This is a genomic window from Flavobacterium sp. (assembly GCF_040402835.1).
Lineage (GTDB): Bacteria > Bacteroidota > Bacteroidia > Flavobacteriales > Flavobacteriaceae > Flavobacterium.
Map to the genome: position 1 here is coordinate 20,619 of NZ_JBBALW010000004.1, position 23,512 is coordinate 44,130.

A 23,512-nucleotide genomic window follows, 5' to 3' on the forward strand; every position below is an offset into this window, starting at 1 on the left:
TAAACCCATTTCAACTATGAAAATTCTTTTTAAAATACTGATTACTGCACTTTTGGTAATGCTAATTTCTCATTTTATGAAAGGCGTTCACGTGGCAAATTTTTCAACTTCTATAATAGTTGCAATAGTTTTAGGGCTGTTAAATATATTTGTAAAACCAATTTTAATCTTATTTACACTTCCCGTAACAATTTTTACTTTAGGATTATTTCTCTTGGCAATAAATGCGATTCTCATTTTATTATGTTCTGAAATTGTTGGTGGTTTTACTGTAGACTCTTTTTGGACAGCGCTACTTTTCAGTGTTATACTTTCAATTTTGCAGTCAATAATGTACGGTTTTTCAAAGGATGAAAAATAATTTTCTTTCTAAAACTTAATATATGAAACACCTCAAATTTGCTAGTGTTATTTCCTTTTTAATTCTATTGAGTATTGCTTTTTATTCATTTGCAACAATCGGCAACAAGAGTAATCCAACTTTTCAACAATCGCCATTTGCCTATTTGCCAACTTCAACCACGCATCAAATTATTAAACATACCTACTATGCGCTTTCGTATAACGAAAAATACGAACAAGCAGAATGGGTTTCTTATTTTTTAAGAAGTTCGGATGAAGGAATTGGACATTTCAAAAGACCAAGATTTATTGATGACCCAAAAGTGAGTTCTGAGTCTGCTTCATCCGATAATTATAAAAAATCCGGATATGATCGAGGTCATTTGTGCGCTGCCGCAGATATGAGATTTTCTGAAGATACTTTTAAAGAAACTTTTTTTACATCAAATATTTCACCTCAAAAACATAATTTCAATGATGGAATTTGGAAACAATTAGAAGAAAAAACAAGATATTGGGCACAAAAATACAATGGGATTTATGTGGTAACTGGAGGAATTCTTCAAAAAGGATTGCCTACAATTGGTTTTGAAAAGGTTGCGATTCCTAATTATTTTTATAAAATACTCTTTTGTAATTATAAAGGGAAGTATAAAATGGTTGCTTTTTTAATGCCGAGTGTTAAAAGCAAAGAATCTTTAAATACGTTTGTGGTTTCTGTAGATGCAATTGAAAAAATTACGGGAATTGACTTTTTTCCACAATTGAATGATGCTATTGAAAATGATTTAGAACGGAAAAGCGATTATAAAGCATGGGCATTTTAAAGAAATAATTATAATTTTTGAAGTTACGCTTCAAATAGTATAACACAGATTTCACTAATTTTCACAGATTTATTTGTGTAAATTTGTGAAATTTGTGTTTTACTTTTGTGTTATTTATCTACCACTCATTCACTTTATTGGCATCCATTTTTAGAAAGATAAATAATAAAATCGTGAAACCCCAAAGTCCCGAACCTCCATAAGAAAAGAAAGGAAGCGGAACCCCAATAGTTGGAAAAATACCTGCAACCATCGCAATATTCACAAAGAAATGGATGAATAAAATACCTGCAACACATTGTCCGTAAATCCTACTGAATTTTGTTTTTTGCCGTTCTGCAAGGTAAATTATTCTCAAAAATAGTCCTAAAAACAATCCGATTACTAGTAGAGAACCGAAGAATCCCCATTCTTCTCCAACGGTTGTAAAAATATAATCCGTGTGTTGTTCTGGGACAAATCCTCCTTTGGTTTGTGTACCTTCAAGAAATCCTTTTCCAAACCAACCTCCAGAACCAATAGCAATTTCTGACTGATTTGTATTGTAACCAATACCTTTCATATCGACTTCTTTCCCCAATAAAATATTGAAACGGTCTCTGTGGTGTTGTTTAAAAACGTGGTCAAAAACATAATCTACGGAAAACACAAATCCTGAAATCATCACAAAAATTAAGGCACTTGCAATGATATTTCTATTTCCTAATCTGCTTTTAATATAGATTATACAAATCACAATTAAAGCCATTAAAGCGACTGCCCAAGGTTCAAAAATTAATGATAAAACAAATAACAAAATTGCTATAAATCCAGTCCAAACATACCAAGAAGGCAAACCCTCTCTATATAAAACTAGAATAAAAATACTATAAATCAAGGCGCTTCCTGGATCGGGTTGCGGTAATATTAGCATTACGGGAAGGAAGACGATAACTAACGCTTGAATTTGTCTGTTTACATCTTTTAAATTGACTTGAACGTCACTTAAATATTTGGCTAAAGCTAATGCTGTTGCGGCTTTTGCAAATTCAGACGGTTGAATTGTAAAGCCTCCAATCGCATACCAACACCGTTGCCCCGCAATAGTTTTTCCAGCTACAAATAATCCCGCTAACAATACTAAAGCCCCGCCGAAAATTACACTTGAATATTTTTCGTAAAATTTTCCGTCGATTGCTAAAATCATAAAAATAAGTGGGACGGTAAAGAAAATAAACATCATCTGCTTGCCGTAAATCTGACTAAAATCAAATAAAGAGGCGTCTTCAACAGAAGAAGAAAGGGAAGAGGAATAAATGTTCAACCAACCTAATATTACTAAAATAATATAGATAGTTACGCTAATCCAATCTAAGTTACTCGTTACGCTTTGGTTTTTCATCGTTATTTAGTCTTCAATTCAGAAATTAGTTTTCTGTATTTTCTTCTGTATTCGCTTCCGTTTTTGGAATCAAAAGAGAATCTACACTTGATTTGAAATATTTATCGTACTCGCTTTGTAAACTTTTGTTCAACATTTTTGTTTCCAAATCGGTTCTGGTGATTTTCCCTTTTAAATATTTTTCAATCATCAAACTTGCAATTGGGCCTGCATTTTGAGCTCCAAAGTGACCGTTTTCAACCAAAACGGCTAAGGCAATTTTAGGATGATCTTTTGGTGCAAAAGCAACAAATATTGAGTGATCTTGAAGTTTTACTCGCTTTCCATTTATTTTAGCAAAATTTTCGGCCGTTCCAGTTTTTCCACAAATATCTATACCTTCGACTTTGAGAGCAAATGCAGTTCCCAGGTTATAAACATCGAAAAGCCCGCTAATCATAGGTTCAAAATATTTTCTATCAATAGTAGTTTTATGTTTAATTCTAAACTTTGGGTCGATTTCTTCTCCTTTAATTTTTTTGATGATATGAGGCGTGTAATAATAACCACGATTTGCAACCGCCGCCATCATATTTGCCAATTGTATTGGCGTCATTAAAACCTCCCCTTGCCCAATAGCATTGGAAACAATTGTTTTGCTGTCCCAATTCCAACCAGGATACATTCGTTTGTAGGTTTTGGAAGTGGGAACTTTCCCTTTTTTACCCGTTGGTAAATCATAACCCATAAATTGTCCGAGTCCAAAACTTTTCACGTGATTACTCCATATATCTACTGCGACTGAAGGTTTTGTATATTTATTTATAGTTCTCATATATACATTTGCAAAATAGGTATTACAAGAATTATAAATACCATTGTGCAATTGATGAGGTCCCGAGCCGTGACATTTCATAAATCGACCTCGTGCATAACTAAAACCGTGGTTACACATAAAAGTGGTTTGTTCGTCAATAACACCTTCTTGTAAACCAATAAGTCCTGTTAATATTTTGAATGGGGAACCCGGTGGATATTCTGCTAATAATCCTCTGTCATAAAGTGGTTTTGCTAAGGAATCATTATATAATCTGGTGTAATTTTTTGAACGCTGTCTTCCAACAAGGATTGCAGGATCATAAGATGGGGCAGTTACCAAAGCTAATATTTCGCCCGTAGAAGGTTCAATAGCCACAATTCCCCCACGTTTATTTACCATTAATTCTTCTCCATATTTTTGCAATTCTGCCGAAATAGTCAAGTTAATATCTTCACCTTGAACGGCAATCGTATCGTATTTTCCTTCTTTATAAGAACCAATTTCTCGGTTGTACTTGTCTTTTTGAATGTATTTTACCCCTTTTACACCACGTAATGTGATTTCGTAACTTTGCTCGACCCCTTGTTTTCCAATAAAATCACCGCTATTATAGTACGGATTTTTTGCAACTTCTTTTTCGCTTACTTGTGTTATAGAGCCGAAAACATTGGCTCCAGCAGAAATTTGATAATCTCTTAAAGAACGTTTTTGAATATAAAAACCTTCAAATTTTCGTATTTTTTCTTGAAAGGCAGCATATTCTAACTTATTCAATTGCGGCAAAAAAACTGACGGAAGTCTTGGGCTGTAAATTTTTGCCTTTGCCATTTTTTCAGTGAAATAGTTCTTTGTAATATTTAATAATTGACAAAATTCAGTCGTGTCAATTTTTTTTAAGTCACGCGGAATGATCATTATATCATAAGATGGCTGATTGGCAACCAATAATTTTCCGTATCGGTCATAGATATACCCTCTTTCTGGATAATCGTATTTTATCTTGATGGCATTATTATCCGATTTTAATTTGAAAGTATCATTGACAACTTGAAGATAAAAAATACGTATCAAAAGCATGGACGTTGCAATGATTATAATTAAGGGCAGTAATGCTTTTCTCATCTTCGACTTGGCTTAAAAACATAAATTAAGACGATGCACATTAGCAATGTAAATAGGGTTCCAAGAATGGTTCTAAGTAGAATATCCCAAAGGGAACTCAATTGAAAAACTTCTAAAATAAATAGTGAGAAATGATGCACAATTACAGCAAGTAACAAAAACGAAAATCGTTCTGGCGTCAACACATCATTGATTCTAACGGTTTGATATTCATAACTTAATCCGAATGCAAATTTAAAAAGATACGGTCTGGAATACGCCAATATCAAACAAGAAGCTGCGTGGACTCCGCCAGAATTACTGAATAAATCCATTGTGATTCCCAACAAAAAACTTGAAATAATCAGCATTGGTTTATTTCCGTTTACGGGATATAAAATTATGAAAAGGATATATGGAAATGGGTTTATATAGCCAAATAAATCAATGTTATTGAAGATAACGATCTGTGCGGTAAGCAACAAGAAAAACCGAACGAAATTCATAATTACCGCGCTATTCATTTTTTGTTTTATTTTCTAGATTGATAATTTCTTCCCGATTTTTACTTTTTATGATATAAACATGCCCTAAATTAGTCATATCATTAAATAATTTCACATTAAGAGTATAATAATTGGTTTGGTTGTCAATAAAAATTTTGTCGATTGTACCAATATTTATGTTTTCTGGAAAAATAACCGATTGACCACCAGTTACAATGGTATCTCCTTTTCTAATAGCTGCCAATCTGGGAACATCAATTAACTGAACAAATCCAGTACTTTTTCCATCCCAAATTAGAGAACCAAAATGATTTGTTTTCTTGATTTTAGCGTTGATTTGTGATTTGCGATTTAAAATACTTACAATTGTAGCGTAATTTTCAGAAGTATAATCTACAATTCCTATAATTCCTAAGCTATTTATAACGCCCATATCTGGTTTTATACCCGCTTTTTCACCACTGTTTATGGTGATGTAATTTTCATAGACATTGTAAGAATTATGAATCACTTTTGAAACAATAATATTTACTTTATCCACACCTTTTATACTGTCGATTTTAGGAACCAAAGTGGAATCTTTGATGTTGAATAATAAGATTTTCAAACGCGCATTTTCTGTTGCAAGAATTTCATTTTGAGTTTGCAAATTTAAGTATTCACTTACACGATTTATTCTTTCGTACACACCACCACTAAGGAAATTTGCAGATGAAATGACCTTGCTTCTGTGAAAAGAATGCGATTGAATTGTTAAGATTAATGAAACTAACAAAAGCAGCAAAAACAGCAAGCGATTACTGTTTTTAAATATAAAATTGAATATTTGCTGCATCTATATGCGTATTATTTTATTAAAATACTTCTAAATCTTGGAATGTCTTTCAACGCCATTCCAGTTCCTCGAACAACGGCTCTTAAAGGATCTTCAGCAATATAAACTGGTAAATCTGTTTTTTGAGAAATTCTTTTATCCAATCCACGCAACATAGAACCGCCACCTGCAAGATAAATACCTGTATTGTAAATATCGGCTGCTAATTCTGGAGGTGTTTGAGATAATGTTTCCATTACCGCATCTTCAATTCTTTGAATTGATTTGTCTAATGCTTTTGCAATTTCTCTATAAGAAACAACAACTTGTTTTGGTTTTCCTGTCAATAAATCACGCCCTTGAACAGAATAATCATCTGGCGGAGCTTCTAAATCTTCTATTGCCGCACCAATTTCAATTTTTATTTTTTCAGCTGTACTTTCTCCAACAAATAAGTTGTGTTGCGTACGCATATAATATACAATATCATTTGTGAAAACATCACCTGCAATTTTCACCGATTTGTCGCAAACAATTCCTCCAAGTGCAATTACTGCAATTTCAGTTGTTCCTCCACCGATGTCAACAATCATATTTCCTTTTGGTTGCATAATATCAATCCCAATACCGATAGCGGCTGCCATTGGTTCGTGAATTAAATATACTTCTTTTCCGTTTACTCTCTCGCAAGATTCTTTAACAGCGCGCATTTCCACTTCTGTAATTCCAGATGGAATACAAACTACCATTCGAAGAGCAGGCGTAAACATTCTTTTTTTCAACGCAGGAATACTTTTGATAAACATACTTATCATTTTTTCCGATGCATCAAAATCTGCAATAACGCCATCTTTTAAGGGACGAATGGTTTTTATATTTTCATGGGTTTTACCTTGCATCAAATTGGCCTCTTTTCCAACAGCAATAATTTTGCCTGAAATTCTATCACGAGCAACAATGGAAGGGGAATCAATGACAACTTTACCGTTGTGAATGATTAATGTGTTTGCGGTACCAAGGTCTATCGCGATATCCTCAGTCATGAAATCAAAAAATCCCATAAGTCTTTTAAGGGTTTAGTTAGTTTAAAAAAAAATTGTTTACAAAGTTAAACAAATTAATGTTTAAAATGACGCGTTCCTGTAAATACCATTGCAACTTTATTTTCATTGCAATAATTGACACTTAATTCGTCTTTTATAGAACCTCCGGGCTGAATAACGGCTGTAATTCCAGCATGTTTTGCAATTTCCACACAATCAGGAAAAGGAAAAAAAGCATCGCTTGCCATTACGGCGCCATTCAAATCAAAACCAAATGTATTTGCTTTCTCAATTGCTTGTTTCAATGCGTCAACTCTTGAGGTTTGACCTGTTCCCGAAGCGATTAATGTTTTGTTTTTTGCGAAAACAATTGTATTAGATTTTGTGTTTTTACAAATTTTAGAAGCAAATATCAAATCTTCAATTTCTTGAGAAGTTGGTGCTGTAATTGTAACCGTTTTTAAATCAGATTTAGTATCCGTAATGTAATTTTTATCTTGTACCAAAAGTCCATTCAAGCAAGTTCTAACTTGTTTTTTAGGTAATTCAACTTCATTTTGGACTAATATAATTCTGTTTTTCTTTTGTTCCAAAATAGTGATTGCTTCCTCATCAAAACTTGGCGCAATAACCACTTCGCAAAATAAGGCATTAATTTCATTTGCAGTAGCAACATCTATTTTTCCGTTTGCAATTAAAACACCACCAAAAGCGGAAGTTGGGTCGCAAGCCAATGCTGCTAAATAAGCTTCTGTCATTGTATTTTTCGTAGCCAATCCACAAGCGTTATTGTGTTTTAATATTGCAAATGTTGGATTTTCATCCTTAAATTCTAATATCAAATTTACCGCGGCATCAACATCTAATAAATTATTATAGGACAATTCTTTTCCGTGTAATTTGGTAAACATGGCATCAAAATCTCCAAAGAAATACCCTTTTTGATGTGGATTTTCACCATATCTCAACACTTGTCCGTTGGCAATACTTTCTTTATAATAGGTTTGCTTCGCCTGTTCGCTATCGCTCGAGTCATCTGTATTGAAATAATTAAAAATTGCGGTATCATAATGAGAGGAAATGTGGAATGCTTTTGTAGCAAATAATTTTCTATCTTCTAATGTAGTTGCGCCATTTTGATTGGTAATTAAATCTAAAAGTTGGCTGTATTCATTTACAGATGCAACAATTACGGTGTCTTTGAAATTTTTTGCGGCAGCACGAATTAACGAAATTCCACCAATATCAATTTTCTCAATACTATCTGCTTCAGAAGCACCCGAGGCAACCGTTTTTTCAAAAGGATATAAGTCAACAATTACCAAATCAATCTGTGGAATGTTAAATTCTTCCATTTGTTGCACATCGCTTTCAATGTCTTGACGGTTTAAAATTCCACCGAAAATTTTTGGGTGCAATGTTTTTACACGGCCACCAAGAATGGATGGATAAGAAGTAACATCTTCAACAGGAACTACTGGAATCCCTAAGTTTTTTATGAAATCTTCGGTTCCTCCAGTGGAATAAAGTGTTACATTTTGTTGGTGTAATTTTCTTACGATTGGCTCTAATCCGTCTTTTGAGAAAACTGAAATTAAGGCAGATTGAATTTTTTTTGTAGTGTTCATTGTGTAGTTAGATTTAAAAGTGCAAAAATAGTTTTTTTATTAGATTTATTGGTAATTTAACGATTAGAAAACAACAACTTATTTCTAAATTTACGACTCAAATTTTTTATGATTTATATGAATTCATAATTTATAACTTATAATTAGTTCCATTAGGTTATTGAGAAAAAAATATGGAATTTTACACTATTAAAACACACACAATATGATTGTTTATCTGCGGTTGCTGAAAGAGAGTTTTAGTTTTGCTATGAATGCGTTGCGAAACAACAAATTGCGAACGTTACTTTCATTATTAGGAGTTACAATTGGTATTTTTTCTATCATTGCGGTGCTTGCTGCGGTGGATTCATTAGATAGAAAAATCAAAAAAGATTTAAGTAGTTTGGACAAAAACACGATATATTTAATGCGTTTTTCTTTCGGTCCTTCTGAAATTCCACAGTGGAAAAGAGAGCAATTCCCGAATGTGAAATACGACGAATACGAATATTTGAAAGGTTCAGTAAACCACACAAACCAAATGTGTTATCAAATGTTCACGGGAAGTCAATCGATAAAATTTGATGCAAATGTGGTCAGCGATGTCAATGTTGTGCCCGTTTCTCATGAATTTATAGACATCCAAGGATTAGAATTTAATGAAGGTCGATTTTTCAACGAATCCGAATCCAATTCAGGAGCTGCTTTAGCCGTTTTAGGATACGAAGTTGCCCAAGGACTTTTTGAAGGCAGTGATCCAATTGGTAAAAAAGTTCGTTTATACGGGCAAAAATTTACGGTTGTTGGGGTTTTGAAAAAACAAGGTGCTGGAATGTTTGGTGATAATAATGATACTTCGGTTTATTTGCCAGTCAATTTTATCCGAAGATTATATGGTGATAATAATGCTACTATGACTCCCGTAATTCTAATCAAGCCAGAAAAAGGCATAGATATGGAAGCTTATAAAGCAGAACTTACCCAAAAACTTAGAAATTATCGAGGAATGAAAACGGGAGACATTGATAATTTTTTCATTAATGTTTTATCAGGATTTACCGATTTGATTGACGGGATTATTTCTAAAATGAATCTCGTAGGTTGGATAATAAGTGGATTCTCATTGTTGGTTGGTGGTTTTGGAATTGCCAACATTATGTTTGTTTCCGTAAAAGAGCGTACGAATTTAATAGGAATTCAAAAATCTTTGGGAGCCAAAAACCGATTTATATTATTCCAATTTCTATTTGAAGCCGTTATTTTATCTGTAATAGGTGGATTAATTGGATTGTTTTTGGTTTGGATAATCTCTATTATTTTAACCAATGTCTTGGATTTTGAATTTGTATTAGGTTTTGGGAATGTCCTTTTAGGAACTGGATTAGCCGCATTAATAGGATTAATTTCAGGAATTTTACCCGCTATTTCGGCATCTAAATTAGATCCTGTGGAAGCGATTAGAACGGGAATGTAGTTGGTCAAAACACAAAAAAACACAAAGCATAACTTTGTGTTTTTTTGTGTCTTTACGATAAAAAAATCTACCTCACATTTATATTCTGAATCAAATCAAACTATGAATTCATCTTATTTCAATGTATTTTTCGATCTAATTTTATGTTTGTTATGGGATGATAAACTAAAGGAATTTGCTCTATTTCAACATCGGATTTTTCCAAACCAAATGCTTTTTCGTCGCTTAATCCCATACGTTTTAAAAGAAAATAACCTTTTAATAGCAATCCTTCGCGTAAAGCAAATTCGTTTTCGATGGATAAAAATTTCTCAATTACAACAAACTTAAAGTCAGGTTCATTGTTGTATTTACTTGAGCCATCGGGACGAATATGTAAATTAAGCTCTTTATTTGCTACTAATTCTTTGACAATATTTTTGAAATAAAGCTCCGTTTTTGGTTGTATTCTAAAACCAACATTGATATTTATTTTTATTACCTTATCATCAACTAATTCTGAAACATCATACGATAACGTGAATGGGTCTTCTGTTCTATTAATGTGTAAAAACCAATAAACATCTGCGCGTTTTGGTTTTTTCGCAAAAATAGATTTGATTATTTTTTCTTCAATTTCATGTCTTCGATTTGCTTTAGACAAATAGATTAAATGCGTTGCAAATTTTGGAATAGCGTCATCTTCGCTCAACTCAGTTAATTGATTACTATATTTACCTAATTCTATAAATTTAATAAAATTATTATTGATTTTTCTGGCATAATACCAAATGTACATCACAGAAAATATAAATAACTCAAAAAACAAGAACATCCAACGTTCTTTAATCTTGGCTACATTGGCAATAAAAAAAGCGATTTCTATAGTTCCAAAAACGGTCAGAAATAGGAAAACCTTAATTCTATTCCATTTCAATCTGTACTTGATAAAATAACTTAAAAGTAACGTAGTCATAAGCATCGTTATAGTGATTGAAAACCCATAAGCGGCTTCCATGTGAGCACTTTCTTTGAAGTAAACCATCATTAACAAACAACCAAACCAAAGAATACTATTTACACTAGGAATATAAACTTGTCCTTTACTATCACTAGGTTGCTTAACTGTAACTCTAGGCCAAAAATTAAGGTTCATTCCTTCACTGATTAAGGTAAAACTACCGCTAATTAATGCTTGTGACGCGATTACTGTTGCGAAAGTTGCAATGATAATACTTGGCAGTAAAAACCAACTTGGTACAATTTCAAAAAACGGGTTTCTGCCATTCAATAAAGTAGCTCCTTGGTGCATCAACCAAGCAGCTTGCCCCAAATAACAAACAACTAAACTTATTTTGACATAAATCCAAGTGATACGAATGTTTTTAATGCCACAATGTCCTAGGTCGGAATACAATGCCTCTGCTCCCGTAGTACATAGGAAAACTGCTCCTAAAAGCCAAAAACCATTTGGATAGTTTACCAAGAGATTATAGCCATAATACGGGTTTAATGCTTTGATAATATCAGGATGGATTGCAATTTCGTGTATTCCAATAATTAGAAGCATTGAAAACCAAATTGCCATAATCGGACCAAAAAACTTGCCTATTACCTGTGTTCCAAATCGTTGAAAAAAGAACAATAATGACAAGATGGCTACAACAATACCAATAGTTAAAGCATTTCCTGCGACGATTGTGTTTTCAAATCCATGAACCATTCCTAGACCTTCTATTGCAGAAGAAACGGAGATTGGAGGAGTAATAATTCCATCGGCAAGTAGTGTAGTTGCACCCAATATTGTTGGTATTACTAATTTTTTCCCATAACGTCTAACTAATGCATATAGTGAAAAAATACCACCTTCTCCATGATTATCCGCTCGAAGTGTGAGCCACACATATTTTATAGTAGTTTGAAAAACAAGTGTCCAAAAAATACAAGAAACACCACCATATACGAGCGTGAGGTCTATTGGTCTATTGCCTATAACAGCTCTTAATGCATATAAAGGGCTTGTTCCAATATCGCCATAAATAATCCCAAGAGCTACTAAAAGGGAGGCAGCAGTAACTTTGTTAACCACACTATTTTTTGTTGTATTCATTATGTAAATTGTTAAAAATTTTAATGATACAAAGTTCTATAAAAGGATATTTGTAGAATATAAAAATGTGGGGACTTGCTATAAAGATTTTATAAAGATTAACTAAAACGATATCCAACACCGCTTTCCGTAATAATATATTTGGGCTGGTTTGGGTTTTCTTCTATTTTTTTGCGCAATGTACCGACAAAAACCCTCAAATATTGTGTTTCTGTTTGATAGCCAGTTCCCCAAATTTCTTTTAGGATGTATTGATGTGTCAAAACCCGACCTTCATTTTTCATAAACAGCGCTAATAAATTATATTCGGTTGCGGTAAGTTTTAGCATTTCGTCTTTTTGTTTTATGATTCTTGCTCCAAAATCTATTTGTAAATCTCGGCAAGTAAATATACTGCAATCATCATTGGTTTGATTTCTGCGAATTACCGAGCGAATTCGTGCTAAAAGTTCGGCACTTCTAAAAGGTTTTGTTAAATAATCAGTTGCGCCATTATCAAGTGCCTTCACAATATCCTCTTCACTATTTTGGACAGATAGAATTATTATTGCTTTATTGTACCAAGTTCGAAGTTCCTTCAGTATTTCATGCCCACTTTTATCAGGCAAACCTATATCTAACAATATTAATTCTGGTGGATGATTTACAGCCATTAGTATTCCTTCTTTTCCCGTTTCGGCAAGCCAAACTTTATAGTCGTTACTTTCTAATGTTATTTCTAATAACTTTCGGATTGGCGCTTCGTCATCAATAACTAATATTTCAGCTTTATTCATTTTTAAGATTGTTTAAATAAGTCGTTTCGGTTGGAATTTTTATAGTGAAACATGCACCTGAATTTATATTAGAGTCTAATTTTATGGTTCCATTAAGGGCTTCAATAAATCCTTTTACAATTGACAATCCAAGTCCACTTCCGCCAGTTTTTGTATTTGGTAATCTATAAAATTTATCAAAAGCAAATTGAATTTCGTTTTCTGGAAACCCATTTCCGTTATCCGAAACAGAAATAATACAAGTATCAGATTCATAAGTTGCATCAATATTTATAATTGTATTTTTTGGAGTATATTGAATTGCATTAGTTACTAAATTTTGAATTACTTCTTCTATCAATCCAGAATCTAACTTTAATAACGGCAATTTTTCATTTGGAATGAAACTAATGATATGATGATTTTTTACCGGCGTTATTTTTTGAATTACCGTAAATATGAGTTCATTTATATCACACCAATCTTGTTTTGGTTTTAACATTCCCGTTTCTAATCGACTCATATTTAACAAATTTTCGACTTGTCTGTTCAGTCGAATACTTGCTTTGTCAATTTCTTCAAGAAGTTCATTTTCATTTGTTTCTGAAAGTTTGGTTTTATTTTCTTTAAGGGTGTCAATCGCTCCAATTATTGTAGATATTGGTGTTCGCAACTCATGAGATAATGAATTGAGTAATGTATTGTAGAGTTTTATTGTTTTTTCTTTTTCGTCTTTATCTCGTGCTTTACTTTCTGCTTCTCGTATTTTGAATGTTAAAACTGCATTTACTAAAGCTATAATGAAATACATTAGAAACAATAAAATGTCCTCAGTATTTGTAATATGAAATGTAAATAGAGGTTGAATAAAAAAGAAATTTAAAATCAAACCACTTAAAACAGCAGTTAACAAGACTGGTAAAATATCAAAAACCATCGCAACAAGAGAAACTGTCATTAGAAGAATTAATGCCGTTATTCGATAATCAATATATTTTGAAGTAATAAAACAGATAATTGACACTATAAATACCATTACAATACTAATAAAGTATTGCATTGGCATTGAATATTTTTTTGTTTTAAATTTTCTCAAAATCGAATTTGTTGCTTGATACAGCAAAAGTAATTGAATTCTTCAAATATTTCTAAAACAGCATCTTTAATCTCTTTAGGTTTAACTCCTCGAAGCGCTGCTTCATTTTTTTCCACAGATTCACGGATTAAAAAGATTTTTGAAAATCTGCGGCTGTTATTTCGTTAATACTTCTGGGGCTATGCCGCGAGGGAGTTTATGGATTAAAAAAGTAAGCAGCCTTGATATAAAATTTCCAATTCGGTATTATTTTCCATAAAAAAAACACAAAGCATAACTTTGTGTTTTTTGTGTCTTTATGATAAAAAAACCTATCTCACATTTATATTTTGAATCAAATCAATATATAAATTAATTTTATCTTTCAATTCTTTTCTTGGAGTAATAAAATCTAGAAAACCGTGTTCCAAAACAAATTCGGCAGTTTGAAATCCTTCTGGCAAATCTTTTCCAGTGGTATCTCGCACCACTCTTGGTCCTGCAAATCCAATCAAAGCGCCTGGTTCAGAAATATTAATATCACCTAACATCGCATAAGAGGCAGTAGTTCCACCTGTAGTTGGATCAGTACATAAAGAAATATAAGGAATTCCAGCATCGGCTAATTGCGCTAATTTTGCTGATGTTTTTGCCAATTGCATTAAAGAATAAGCAGCTTCCATCATCCTTGCACCACCTGATTTTGAAATCATTACAAATGGTGTTTTGTTTTTTATAGCGTAATCAATTCCACGAGCAATTTTTTCTCCCACAACAGCTCCCATAGAACCTCCAATAAAGGCAAAATCCATACAGCAAACTACCAAGTCTTTTCCTTTTGATTTTCCAACACCTGTCCGAACCGCATCTTTCAATTTGGTTTTTTCCATAGCATCTTTTAATCGATCGGCATATTTCTTGGTATCTACAAAATGCAAAGGATCTTTGGAAGTCATTTTTGCATCTAATTCTTTGAATTCGTTGTTGTCGAATAAAATTTCGAAATATTCTTTACTTCCAATTCTAACGTGAAAACCATCTTCAGGGCTTACCCAAAGGTTTCTAGCTAATTCTTCGGCATCGATAATTTTCCCTGTTGGGGATTTATACCACAATCCTTTCGGAACATCTTTTTTGTCCTCTGTTGCTGTAGTAATTCCTTTTTCTGTTCTTTTAAACCAAGCCATATTTTTAATGGATAATGGATAATTGACAATGGATAATTATTAATTGTCAATTATCATTTGTTAATTACAAAGTGTTCACGTTATTCAAATCTGCGAAAGCTTGTTCTAATCTCGCATTGAATGTCATTTCTCCTTCACGAACCCATCTTCTTGGGTCGTAATATTTTTTATTTGGTTGATCTGATCCTGCTGGATTTCCGATTTGAGTTTTCAAATAATCAATATTTTTAACCATATAATCACGAATTCCTTCTGTGTATGCAAATTGTAAATCGGTATCGATGTTCATTTTTATAACACCATAACCAATTGCTTCTCTAATTTCTTCAACCGTAGATCCTGAACCTCCGTGAAATACAAAATCAACTGGGTTTTTCCCTGTTTTGAATTTTTCTTGCACATAGTCTTGTGAATTTTTCAAGATTTTTGGTGTCAATTTCACGTTTCCGGGTTTGTAAACTCCGTGTACATTTCCAAAAGACGCTGCAATTGTAAAACGAGGGCTTACTTTCAACAATTCTTCATAAGCATACGATACTTCTGAAGGTTGTGTGTATAATTTTGAACTATCAACATCTGAATTGTCAACGCCATCTTCTTCGCCACCTGTAATTCCAAGTTCGATTTCCAATGTCATTCCCATTTTGCTCATTCTTGCCAAGTACGTTTTACAAATTTCAATGTTTTCTTCAATTGGTTCTTCGGATAAATCAATCATGTGAGAACTATAAAGTGGTTTTCCTGTTTCAGCAAAATGAATTTCACTTGCGTCCAATAAACCATCAATCCAAGGTAATAATTTTTTCGCACAATGATCAGTATGAAGAATCACGGTTGCGCCATAAGCTTCAGCTAAAGTATGAACGTGTTTTGCCCCTGCAATTCCACCCAAAATAGCTGCTTTTTCATTTGCATTTGACAATCCTTTTCCAGCATTAAAAACACAACCTCCATTAGAAAATTGAATAATTACAGGTGCATTTAGTTTTGCAGCGGTTTCCAAAACTCCATTTATTGTGCTTGAACCCGTTACATTTATTGCAGGAAGTGCAAATCCTTTTTCTTTGGCGTAGCTAAAAATTGCTTGTACTGAATCTCCAGTTGCAACTCCAGCTTTAATGTTGTGTGACATTTTGTGTTGTTTAAAAGTTTAAGCAGGCAAAATTAATAATTTATAAGCTTAGAACGGGTAATTAATTCCAATATTTACTACAGAATTCGCAAAATTGTAATCTCTGAACCATCTCTTGCTTTCTTCTTCGGCTGGATTGTAGGTTTTAAAACCAAAATCCAAACGAATTACGAAAAAATTAAAATCATATCGAAGTCCAAATCCCGAACCAACAGCACTATTTTTCAGAGAATTCAAATTTTTAAACACCGATTTTTCATCGTCAACATTGTCCAAAACATTCCAAATATTTCCTGCATCTACAAATAAAGCGCCGTTTAACTGCCCTATCATATTGAATCGAAGTTCCGCGCTAAATGCTAATTTTAGATTGGCTTCGTTGAAATCATTCATTCCGCCACTCGCTCCTGGACCTAATCCGTAGGACTGCCAAGCTCTATTGTCATTGGTTCCGCCAGCAAAATAACTTCTTGAAAAAGGAATAGTATTAGAATTTCCATAAGGAATTGCTATTCCTGCAAAACTTCTAATAGCAAGAATTCTTTTGCGATGTAAATCCCATAATTTTATAAATTCGCCTTCTGCTTTTAAATATTGAGAATATTGAACTTCAAAAAATTTATTGTTTTCACCTTGATTTTTCAGTTGTTTTGAAGTGTTCGCAAGCAATGATAATAAGTTTCCAGCCGATTCTATTTTTCCTCTAAAAATCATAAAATCATTGTCGTTTTGATCTTTTTTTGTGGTTTCAGAATAGCTATAACTTGACGAAACAATCAAATCATTTTCCGTTAAACGACTACGACGTTCTTCAATACTTCGGATGGTTTTGTAATCGGCAGCACTTGGAATTACAGTAGGATTTGCTCCTAAAATATCATTTAAAAATCCATTGGTTCCGCTTTCAATAATTAAATTATGTACGCTATTAAAATAACTTGGATTTACACTGTAAGTTGAATTTTGCGCCAATGAATTTAATACATTATAGGAAGATTTATAGATATTGAAGTAATTGCTTGTATTTACATTTTTTACAAATTGCACATTCAATAATTCAAAACGGGCTTTGATATTTTGCCTCGGATTCCAATTATAATTCATAGAACTCGTAAAATTTTGCTTGTCTAAACCAATGTTTTCTTGCTTGGCATATCCAATAGCAAAACTCGTAAAGGGCAACATACTTTTCGGAATAATTCTGTCGGTTTTTAATGGAAAGAACAAACTAGGAAAATGCAATTTCATATCCACACCATACTCAGAAACATTGAAAAAGTTGTTTTTTATGTTGGCAACTTCTTTGGATGAACCAATATTTCCTCTCGCAGCAATTTCTAATGTTTCGGCACCACGGAAAATATTTCTAATGGAAACCGAAGTGCTTGCCGTAATTCCGATATCCTGAATGGCAGAATGTGTTAAATCAAAATTATATCCAAAGCTCAATTTCTTCCTTGGCGATAAATAAATGTTGGCAATTAGCGAATTTGCAGTTGCGTCTTTCGGGTCAACAGTATATTGAATTGACGGATAATTAAAAACCCGTAAATTCCCCAAAGCCCTTGATGTCAAAGTTGTTTTTGTATCGGAAAAAATACTTCCTTTAGTAATAAAAACAGCGTCTGTAATTGCTTTTGGTCTGAATTTTAATTTTGATTTGCTAAATAAATTGAAGTTATTATACGTAATACTATCTGTGATTTTTGACTTGTCTTTTGAAGTTAAATTATCTGTATAAATATTAATGTCGCTAATTTTATACAATTTAAATGGCGAAATTTTTGTAGAATCACCTTCTCTGACAGATTGATTTTCAATATTTATGTCAATGTTCGCTTTGTTATTCGAATTCAGAGTGTCAATTGCATAATTTACATAATTTTGTTGAAAATAATAGGCGCCATTGTTTCTGAAATCTGCAGTAATTCGATTTCTTTCAGCATCAAAATCCAGTTTTTTATATTGTTTTCCCGATTTAAGAAATGTCAATCCTTTATTTATTTTATATAAAGAATCCAATAAAGGCGTGTTTATTTTTACTAAAATGGTATCTAAAAGAAATGGTTTCCCAGTTGAAATGGTATAGTTTACGCTGGCTTTCTTTTTGCTTACGGAATCAATTTTAAATTCCCCTTTTATATTGAAATACCCTTTGTCAAAATAATAAGATTTTAATCTTAGCAAAGAACGATTCGTACTTTTATCGTCTAAAATTACAGGTGCTTCACCAGTTTTTTTAAGAAAGGTATGAATTCCAGAATAGTAGAACGAATTTCCTAATCGATCGACTTGTTTTTTGGAAAGCCATTTTGATAATTGGGTATATTTCTCAGGATTTTTAATGTATTTCGACTTATAAATAGAATCGGGATTGGGAGTCGCCAAATTAAAAATATTCAACCGCAGTCGATAACCAAGTAACGAACTATTTGGTTTTTGATACAACTGATTAGTTATGTCCTCATTACTTTCCTTTTTGCTGTTTACTAAAATTTCATTCTTTGTAAGTAGCATTTTTCCGTTTGGAACCCTTTTCAAAGTGTTACAAGCAGATATAATTAACGCAATTAAAATAAATAATGATATTTTTGTAGTCTGGTTTCTCAAAGGTTGTGAAATATTTAATTCAAAAGTACATTATTTCTATGGTTAGTAAAAACCAAATAAAGTTAATCTCGAGTTTGCAACAAAAAAAGTTCCGTTTTGCAAACCAATTATTCTTTGCTGAAGGCGTAAAAGTAATTCAGGAATTGTTGAAATCCAACTTTATATTGGAACATTTATACACAACCGAACCCCTTTTTGATGCCGTTAATGCCGATTTTAAAACCCTAATTTCAGAAAGTGATTTAAAGAAAATAAGTGCGCTTTCAACTCCAAATAATTGTTTAGCAGTTTTTAAAATCCCTTTGGTCAAGCCAATAATTGAGCAGGGATTAATCATTGCTTTAGACGACATTCGAGATCCGGGAAATTTAGGCACCATTTTGAGATTATGCGATTGGTTTGGAATTTCACAAGTAATTTGTTCAGAACAAACGGTTGATATTTACAATCCAAAAGTCGTGCAAGCCACTATGGGTTCTATTGCGAGAGTAAATGTAAGCTATGTAGATTTGAATTTATTTCTCCAAAAAACAACACTCCCAGTTTTTGGAACTTTTATGGATGGCTCCACTATTTATCAAGAAACCCTACCAAAAGAAGCGGTAATTGTGATGGGAAATGAAGCAAATGGAATTTCTGAAAGCATCGAAAAAACTATAAAAAACAGATTGACAATTCCTCGTTTTGGCGATTTGCAACAAACGGAAAGTTTGAATGTAGCAACTGCAACTGCAATTATTTTGAGCGAATTTAGAAGGTTGACTGTGTCGTAAAGCCATTCAAAACACAATAGAAAATTAAACACAATAAAATAAAATAGTTATCTTTAATTAATATTTTAGAAAAAGTATTCAGAACCGCCATGATTTAATTCAAATGTTCGGGTTTAAAAAAATATTAACTCAATAAATAAATCATGAGAATTAAAAATTTATTAAAAAGCATTTTAATTTTATGCTTTACAATTATTACAAATGCACAAGAAAATTCAAAAACATTTCAAAATCAGCAATATGAAAAAATAGACAATCAATGGAAAGTTTTGAACACTTCAGATTTAACATATTATCCTATTCAAAATAATTTGGTATCTATTAAATTTGTTCTAAACACCAGCCAAGAAACAATTTATAGTTTTGCTTCTCAAAATAATTTAACTTTTATAAGAAAAGCAATTACCGGTTGGTGTGATTTTCAAATAAATGACGTTTCTAATGACGTTTTCTACAAATGCACAACCATGAAAACAGTAAATTCAAATATCATTGATAAACTTGAAATTCCAACTCAAGGTTTATATAACACTTCTCCAAATGACCCAAGCTATTCAGCTCAATGGCATTTAAACAGAATTAACGCAAGTGATGCTTGGAACATAACAACAGGAAACCCAACGGTGAAAGTTGCAGTAATCGACTCAGGAACAGACTGGACACACAACGATTTAGGTCAAGGAAATGATACTTTTCAAAACATTTACTTAAACAGTGGAGAGGATGCTTGGTCAAACCCTTATAATCCCTCAACTGGTAACGGTATTGACGATGACGGAAATGGATTAATTGATGATTGGAAAGGCTACAATTTTGACTTAAATAATAATAATTCAAGAGGAATAATCCCACATGGAACGCACGTTGCAGGAATAATTGGCGCGAAAACAAATAATAATCTTGGGGTAGCTGGTGTTGCAGGAGGATTTAATAATGAAGGTGTGAAAATTTTACCAGTTGGTGTGGGTCAAAACGCGCCAAATTCTATAGCAATTGATGATGCTATTTTATACGCTGGCGCCACGGGTTGTAAGATAATCAACTTAAGTTTAAGTATTGGATATAGCCAAGCAGTAAATGAAGCTATTGATTATGCTTACAATGTTTATGGCTCAATTATTGTTGCTTCGTCTGGTAATTATGGATTACAAGTATTGCAGTTTCCATCTTCCAACCCATCCGTAATTTCTGTTGGTGCCACAACACAAAACGATACTAGATTGTTAGGTTCAAATTATAGTGAAAATCTATTCATTACAGCACCAGGAATTAATATTCTTACTACCACATTAAATAATAATTATACAAACTTTGGGCTCACTTCAGCTTCAGCCCCTATAATTAGTGGAGTCATTGCATTGATGTATTCAGTGAATCCTTGTTTAACACAAGAACAGGTAAAAAATATTTTAAAAGAAACTGCAGAAAAAGTGGGTGGATATAACTATCAATGGAATCCAAATAATTTAGGACATTCATTAGAATTAGGTTATGGTCGTGTAAATGCTTTTCTAGCAGTACATGCAGCACAAGGTTTAAATCCATATATTTTAGATTTAATGATCAGAGATGAAATCGATGATATTGGAATTGAGCCAAACACAATTACTAACTACTTTTGGGCAAGTCCAGACATTTGGATTAGGAAGAATGATGATAATGGTTTGGAACATCAAAATCCAGAATATCATCCTACTATCCCAAATTATGCTTACATTAGTGTAAAAAACAAAAGTTGTATTCCATCTAATGGAGATGAAATTATTACCTTAAACTGGGCAAAAGCAGGAAGCTCATTATCATGGCCAACTTCTTGGAATGGTCAAAATTTTTTTCAACCACCAAATGATACCGTAAAACTTGGTGACTTAGCCGGATCAGTTGAAATTCCTGTTTTACAACCTGGGCAGGAAACCATTGTAAAAATTCCATTTTATGTTCCAAATACACAAAATTATAGTTGGTTTCAAGGCTGGGAGCAATGGCATTTTTGTTTGTTGGCAAGAATTGAAGCAATAAATGATCCATTAACAGAAACTACAGATTTAGTTGAGAATGTTATAAATAATAATGGTATAGCTTGGAAAAATATTACAATTGTAGACGTTGAATCTAACTCAACTAGTGGAACAATAGCTGTAGGTAATCCTTCTGAAGCATCTCGAACCTTCTTTTTAGAATTTATAGTTGAGAATTTAGAAACTGGCAAGCCTATTTTTGAAGAAGCTGAAGTAGGCATAAAAATGGACGATATTTTATATGAAGCTTGGGTAAGAGGTGGTAATATATCAGAGCATTTAGATTCCACTTCAGATGTAAAACGAAAAATTATAAAAGGGAATAATGTAATTCTGGATAATATTGCTTTCAATGCAAATGAAATTGGATCACTTACTATTAACTTTAATTTTTTAACTCAAGAGTTAACCGAAAAATCTAATTTCCGATATCATGTTATTCAAAAAGATGCTTTAACAGGTAAAATTATTGGAGGGGAAACTTTTGAAATAAAGAAAAAATCAAGAAGTTTATTTGTAGCTAATGCTCCTGATTTAGAAGTAGATTTACATGAACCAATAACTATAAGCGCTCAAGATATAAATGAACCAGCCATATACAATTGGTATGATAATCAAGGTGTGTTAATTTTTCAAGGCAAAGATTTGCAAATTGCAAGTGCTATTGCAGAAAATTATAAATTGGAAGTAATTTCAACCACGGACGGATTTAAGGATTATAAAGAGGTTGAAGTAAGTTTAAAACCGAGTATTTTAGAAAGTATAACTCCAAACCCAAGTAATAACAATGCAAATATAAATTATAAAATAAATGGAGCAAATTCGGCTTATTTAATGGTAATTGGCTTATTAGGAAACAGCGGAACGTCAAACAATTATATTTTAGATTTAAATTCAACCGAAACCAACCTTAACATCAGCACTTATCCGATTGGATTTTACACCGTAGCACTTATTGTAGATGGTGTAATAACCGATGCAAAAACATTATTTAAACATTAAAAAAAGTAACACCACAACTTTGGCGTGGTTATTTTATTAACTTTAATAATAAAAACTATGAAATTAACAACGTTCAAAAACAAAAGTAACAATTTTTTACTATTTCGTAAATCATCCATTTTATCATTTATTTTATTTTTTATGTTACTATCTTGTAGTAATAATAATGAAGAACCAATCCCAAGTTTTACCCCACAAAACATTCCTTTTACTTTGATTGGAAAAAATCACATGTATAGTCAAACAAATATTCCACAGCAGAATACTATAATTACTAATCAAACACAGTGGACTAATTTACTTAATCAAATGAATCCGTTGATTTGGGATCCATTTACAACAACTACTATTGACTTTACTACTGATATTTTAATTGTAGTAGTTGACATGGATTTAAGACCAAATACTAGTTACGCAATTACTATTAATTCAATTGCTGAAAATCAAAATAATATTGTCGTTAATGTTTCTACTAGCGGCTCTATGTTTGGTTATAATGCAGGAATTCAGCCGTATCACATTGTAAAAATTCCTATACAATCTAAACCATTTGTTTTCCGATAAATACTTTTATTGAGCCCAAGCTGGTGAGCTATTACCTTGTTGTTTTCCGGTTAAAATGAAATTGAAAAGTAAAATAATTCAAAACGTTAAAATAGAATTAGTTGCAACTAAACTGTTACAAGGTTAAATGTGAGCTATGTAGATTTGAATGTATTTCTCCAAAAAACAACACTCCCAGTTTTTGGAACTTTTATGGATGGCTCCACTATTTATCAAGAAACCCTACCAAAAGAAGCGGTAATTGTGATGGGAAATGAAGCAAATGGAATTTCTGAAAGCATCGAAAAAACTATAAAAAACAGATTGACAATTCCTCGTTTTGGCGATTTGCAACAAACGGAAAGTTTGAATGTAGCAACTGCAACTGCAATTATTTTGAGCGAATTTAGAAGGTTGACTGTGTCATAAAG

The 23,512-nt window shown here is 32.4% G+C and carries 18 protein-coding genes and 1 pseudogene; 7 read left to right on the forward strand and 12 right to left on the reverse strand.

The window, feature by feature from the left end; all coding sequences use genetic code 11:
- The first annotated feature begins 16 nt into the window (after positions 1 to 16).
- Together AC9UEH_RS02375 and AC9UEH_RS02380 are read left to right on the forward strand one after the other, a co-directional pair.
- Entirely contained in the window at positions 17 to 361 is a 345-nt protein-coding gene (locus AC9UEH_RS02375) for a phage holin family protein (RefSeq protein ID WP_509528057.1), read from the forward strand.
- 22 nt (positions 362 to 383) lie between these two features.
- Positions 384 to 1,169: a DNA/RNA non-specific endonuclease gene (locus AC9UEH_RS02380; protein WP_509528058.1), complete on the forward strand. Its 786-nt coding sequence runs from the start codon at positions 384 to 386 to the stop codon at positions 1,167 to 1,169.
- Positions 1,170 to 1,287: 118 nt separating this feature from the next.
- Here the strand turns inward: AC9UEH_RS02380 and rodA are convergent, their stop codons facing one another.
- From rodA to purH, 6 genes are read right to left on the reverse strand one after another with little or no spacing between them, the layout of a single operon-like run.
- Positions 1,288 to 2,550, reverse strand: a complete 1,263-nt coding sequence (gene rodA, locus AC9UEH_RS02385; protein WP_509528060.1) for a rod shape-determining protein RodA — start codon at positions 2,548 to 2,550, stop codon at positions 1,288 to 1,290.
- 25 nt (positions 2,551 to 2,575) lie between these two features.
- Positions 2,576 to 4,471, reverse strand: coding sequence for a penicillin-binding protein 2 (gene mrdA / locus AC9UEH_RS02390; protein WP_509528061.1), 1,896 nt, complete (start codon positions 4,469 to 4,471; stop codon positions 2,576 to 2,578).
- Entirely contained in the window at positions 4,468 to 4,974 is a 507-nt protein-coding gene (gene mreD / locus AC9UEH_RS02395; RefSeq protein ID WP_509528063.1) for a rod shape-determining protein MreD, read from the reverse strand. The genes mrdA and mreD overlap by 4 nt, the downstream gene beginning before the upstream one ends.
- Positions 4,967 to 5,791 carry a rod shape-determining protein MreC gene (gene mreC / locus AC9UEH_RS02400; RefSeq protein ID WP_509528065.1) on the reverse strand — a complete coding sequence of 275 codons (825 nt, stop codon included), beginning with the start codon at positions 5,789 to 5,791 and terminating at the stop codon, positions 4,967 to 4,969. The genes mreD and mreC overlap by 8 nt, the downstream gene beginning before the upstream one ends.
- A gap of 11 nt (positions 5,792 to 5,802) precedes the next feature.
- Positions 5,803 to 6,831 carry a rod shape-determining protein gene (locus AC9UEH_RS02405; RefSeq protein WP_509528066.1) on the reverse strand — a complete coding sequence of 343 codons (1,029 nt, stop codon included), beginning with the start codon at positions 6,829 to 6,831 and terminating at the stop codon, positions 5,803 to 5,805.
- Between the two features lie 56 nt (positions 6,832 to 6,887).
- Entirely contained in the window at positions 6,888 to 8,441 is a 1,554-nt protein-coding gene (purH, locus tag AC9UEH_RS02410; protein WP_509528068.1) for a bifunctional phosphoribosylaminoimidazolecarboxamide formyltransferase/IMP cyclohydrolase, read from the reverse strand.
- Between the two features lie 205 nt (positions 8,442 to 8,646).
- Here purH and AC9UEH_RS02415 point away from each other — a divergent pair, with 205 nt between their 5' ends.
- Positions 8,647 to 9,897: an ABC transporter permease gene (locus AC9UEH_RS02415; RefSeq protein ID WP_509528070.1), complete on the forward strand. Its 1,251-nt coding sequence runs from the start codon at positions 8,647 to 8,649 to the stop codon at positions 9,895 to 9,897.
- 118 nt (positions 9,898 to 10,015) lie between these two features.
- Here AC9UEH_RS02415 and AC9UEH_RS02420 read toward each other — a convergent pair whose 3' ends face one another.
- From AC9UEH_RS02420 to tamL, 6 genes are all read right to left on the reverse strand, one after another.
- Positions 10,016 to 11,986 carry a KUP/HAK/KT family potassium transporter gene (locus tag AC9UEH_RS02420; protein WP_509528072.1) on the reverse strand — a complete coding sequence of 657 codons (1,971 nt, stop codon included), beginning with the start codon at positions 11,984 to 11,986 and terminating at the stop codon, positions 10,016 to 10,018.
- A gap of 98 nt (positions 11,987 to 12,084) precedes the next feature.
- Positions 12,085 to 12,762 carry a response regulator gene (locus AC9UEH_RS02425; protein WP_509528074.1) on the reverse strand — a complete coding sequence of 226 codons (678 nt, stop codon included), beginning with the start codon at positions 12,760 to 12,762 and terminating at the stop codon, positions 12,085 to 12,087.
- Complete coding sequence (locus tag AC9UEH_RS02430; RefSeq protein ID WP_509528075.1) at positions 12,755 to 13,801, reverse strand: sensor histidine kinase; 1,047 nt, start codon at positions 13,799 to 13,801, stop codon at positions 12,755 to 12,757. Before AC9UEH_RS02430 ends, AC9UEH_RS02425 begins: the two co-directional genes overlap by 8 nt.
- Positions 13,802 to 14,148: 347 nt before the next feature.
- On the reverse strand, positions 14,149 to 15,003 hold the full coding sequence (gene accD / locus AC9UEH_RS02435) for an acetyl-CoA carboxylase, carboxyltransferase subunit beta (protein ID WP_509528076.1): 855 nt from the start codon (positions 15,001 to 15,003) through the stop codon (positions 14,149 to 14,151).
- Positions 15,004 to 15,067: 64 nt separating this feature from the next.
- Positions 15,068 to 16,135, reverse strand: a complete 1,068-nt coding sequence (gene fbaA / locus AC9UEH_RS02440) for a class II fructose-bisphosphate aldolase (protein WP_509528077.1) — start codon at positions 16,133 to 16,135, stop codon at positions 15,068 to 15,070.
- 48 nt (positions 16,136 to 16,183) lie between these two features.
- A complete protein-coding gene (gene tamL, locus AC9UEH_RS02445; RefSeq protein ID WP_509528078.1) occupies positions 16,184 to 18,745 on the reverse strand; it encodes a translocation and assembly module lipoprotein TamL in 2,562 nt (853 codons plus the stop codon).
- Between the two features lie 38 nt (positions 18,746 to 18,783).
- On the opposite strand from tamL, the gene AC9UEH_RS02450 reads away from it, so the two are divergent.
- From AC9UEH_RS02450 to AC9UEH_RS02465, 4 genes and pseudogenes are all read left to right on the forward strand, one after another.
- The gene (locus tag AC9UEH_RS02450; RefSeq protein ID WP_509528080.1) at positions 18,784 to 19,518 is read left to right on the forward strand and encodes a TrmH family RNA methyltransferase; all 735 of its coding nucleotides are present in this window, start codon (positions 18,784 to 18,786) and stop codon (positions 19,516 to 19,518) included.
- Positions 19,519 to 19,661: 143 nt separating this feature from the next.
- Positions 19,662 to 22,538 carry a S8 family serine peptidase gene (locus AC9UEH_RS02455; RefSeq protein ID WP_509528081.1) on the forward strand — a complete coding sequence of 959 codons (2,877 nt, stop codon included), beginning with the start codon at positions 19,662 to 19,664 and terminating at the stop codon, positions 22,536 to 22,538.
- Positions 22,539 to 22,595: 57 nt separating this feature from the next.
- Entirely contained in the window at positions 22,596 to 23,102 is a 507-nt protein-coding gene (locus AC9UEH_RS02460) for a hypothetical protein (RefSeq protein ID WP_509528082.1), read from the forward strand.
- Positions 23,103 to 23,213: 111 nt separating this feature from the next.
- Positions 23,214 to 23,510 (forward strand): annotated as a pseudogene (locus AC9UEH_RS02465) (TrmH family RNA methyltransferase); the annotation flags it as partial.
- Between the last annotated feature and the right edge of the window lie 2 nt (positions 23,511 to 23,512).

What these genes read in the sequence shown, in the direction of transcription:
- AC9UEH_RS02375 (WP_509528057.1), top strand. Translation starts at nt 17, where the DNA reads ATGAAAATTCTTTTTAAAATACTGATTACTGCACTTTTGGTAATGCTA.
- AC9UEH_RS02380 (WP_509528058.1), top strand. Translation starts at nt 384, where the DNA reads ATGAAACACCTCAAATTTGCTAGTGTTATTTCCTTTTTAATTCTATTG.
- rodA (WP_509528060.1), bottom strand. Translation starts at nt 2,550, where the DNA reads ATGAAAAACCAAAGCGTAACGAGTAACTTAGATTGGATTAGCGTAACT.
- mrdA (WP_509528061.1), bottom strand. Translation starts at nt 4,471, where the DNA reads ATGAGAAAAGCATTACTGCCCTTAATTATAATCATTGCAACGTCCATG.
- mreD (WP_509528063.1), bottom strand. Translation starts at nt 4,974, where the DNA reads ATGAATAGCGCGGTAATTATGAATTTCGTTCGGTTTTTCTTGTTGCTT.
- mreC (WP_509528065.1), bottom strand. Translation starts at nt 5,791, where the DNA reads ATGCAGCAAATATTCAATTTTATATTTAAAAACAGTAATCGCTTGCTG.
- AC9UEH_RS02405 (WP_509528066.1), bottom strand. Translation starts at nt 6,831, where the DNA reads ATGGGATTTTTTGATTTCATGACTGAGGATATCGCGATAGACCTTGGT.
- purH (WP_509528068.1), bottom strand. Translation starts at nt 8,441, where the DNA reads ATGAACACTACAAAAAAAATTCAATCTGCCTTAATTTCAGTTTTCTCA.
- AC9UEH_RS02415 (WP_509528070.1), top strand. Translation starts at nt 8,647, where the DNA reads ATGATTGTTTATCTGCGGTTGCTGAAAGAGAGTTTTAGTTTTGCTATG.
- AC9UEH_RS02420 (WP_509528072.1), bottom strand. Translation starts at nt 11,986, where the DNA reads ATGAATACAACAAAAAATAGTGTGGTTAACAAAGTTACTGCTGCCTCC.
- AC9UEH_RS02425 (WP_509528074.1), bottom strand. Translation starts at nt 12,762, where the DNA reads ATGAATAAAGCTGAAATATTAGTTATTGATGACGAAGCGCCAATCCGA.
- AC9UEH_RS02430 (WP_509528075.1), bottom strand. Translation starts at nt 13,801, where the DNA reads ATGCAATACTTTATTAGTATTGTAATGGTATTTATAGTGTCAATTATC.
- accD (WP_509528076.1), bottom strand. Translation starts at nt 15,003, where the DNA reads ATGGCTTGGTTTAAAAGAACAGAAAAAGGAATTACTACAGCAACAGAG.
- fbaA (WP_509528077.1), bottom strand. Translation starts at nt 16,135, where the DNA reads ATGTCACACAACATTAAAGCTGGAGTTGCAACTGGAGATTCAGTACAA.
- AC9UEH_RS02450 (WP_509528080.1), top strand. Translation starts at nt 18,784, where the DNA reads ATGGTTAGTAAAAACCAAATAAAGTTAATCTCGAGTTTGCAACAAAAA.
- AC9UEH_RS02455 (WP_509528081.1), top strand. Translation starts at nt 19,662, where the DNA reads ATGAGAATTAAAAATTTATTAAAAAGCATTTTAATTTTATGCTTTACA.
- AC9UEH_RS02460 (WP_509528082.1), top strand. Translation starts at nt 22,596, where the DNA reads ATGAAATTAACAACGTTCAAAAACAAAAGTAACAATTTTTTACTATTT.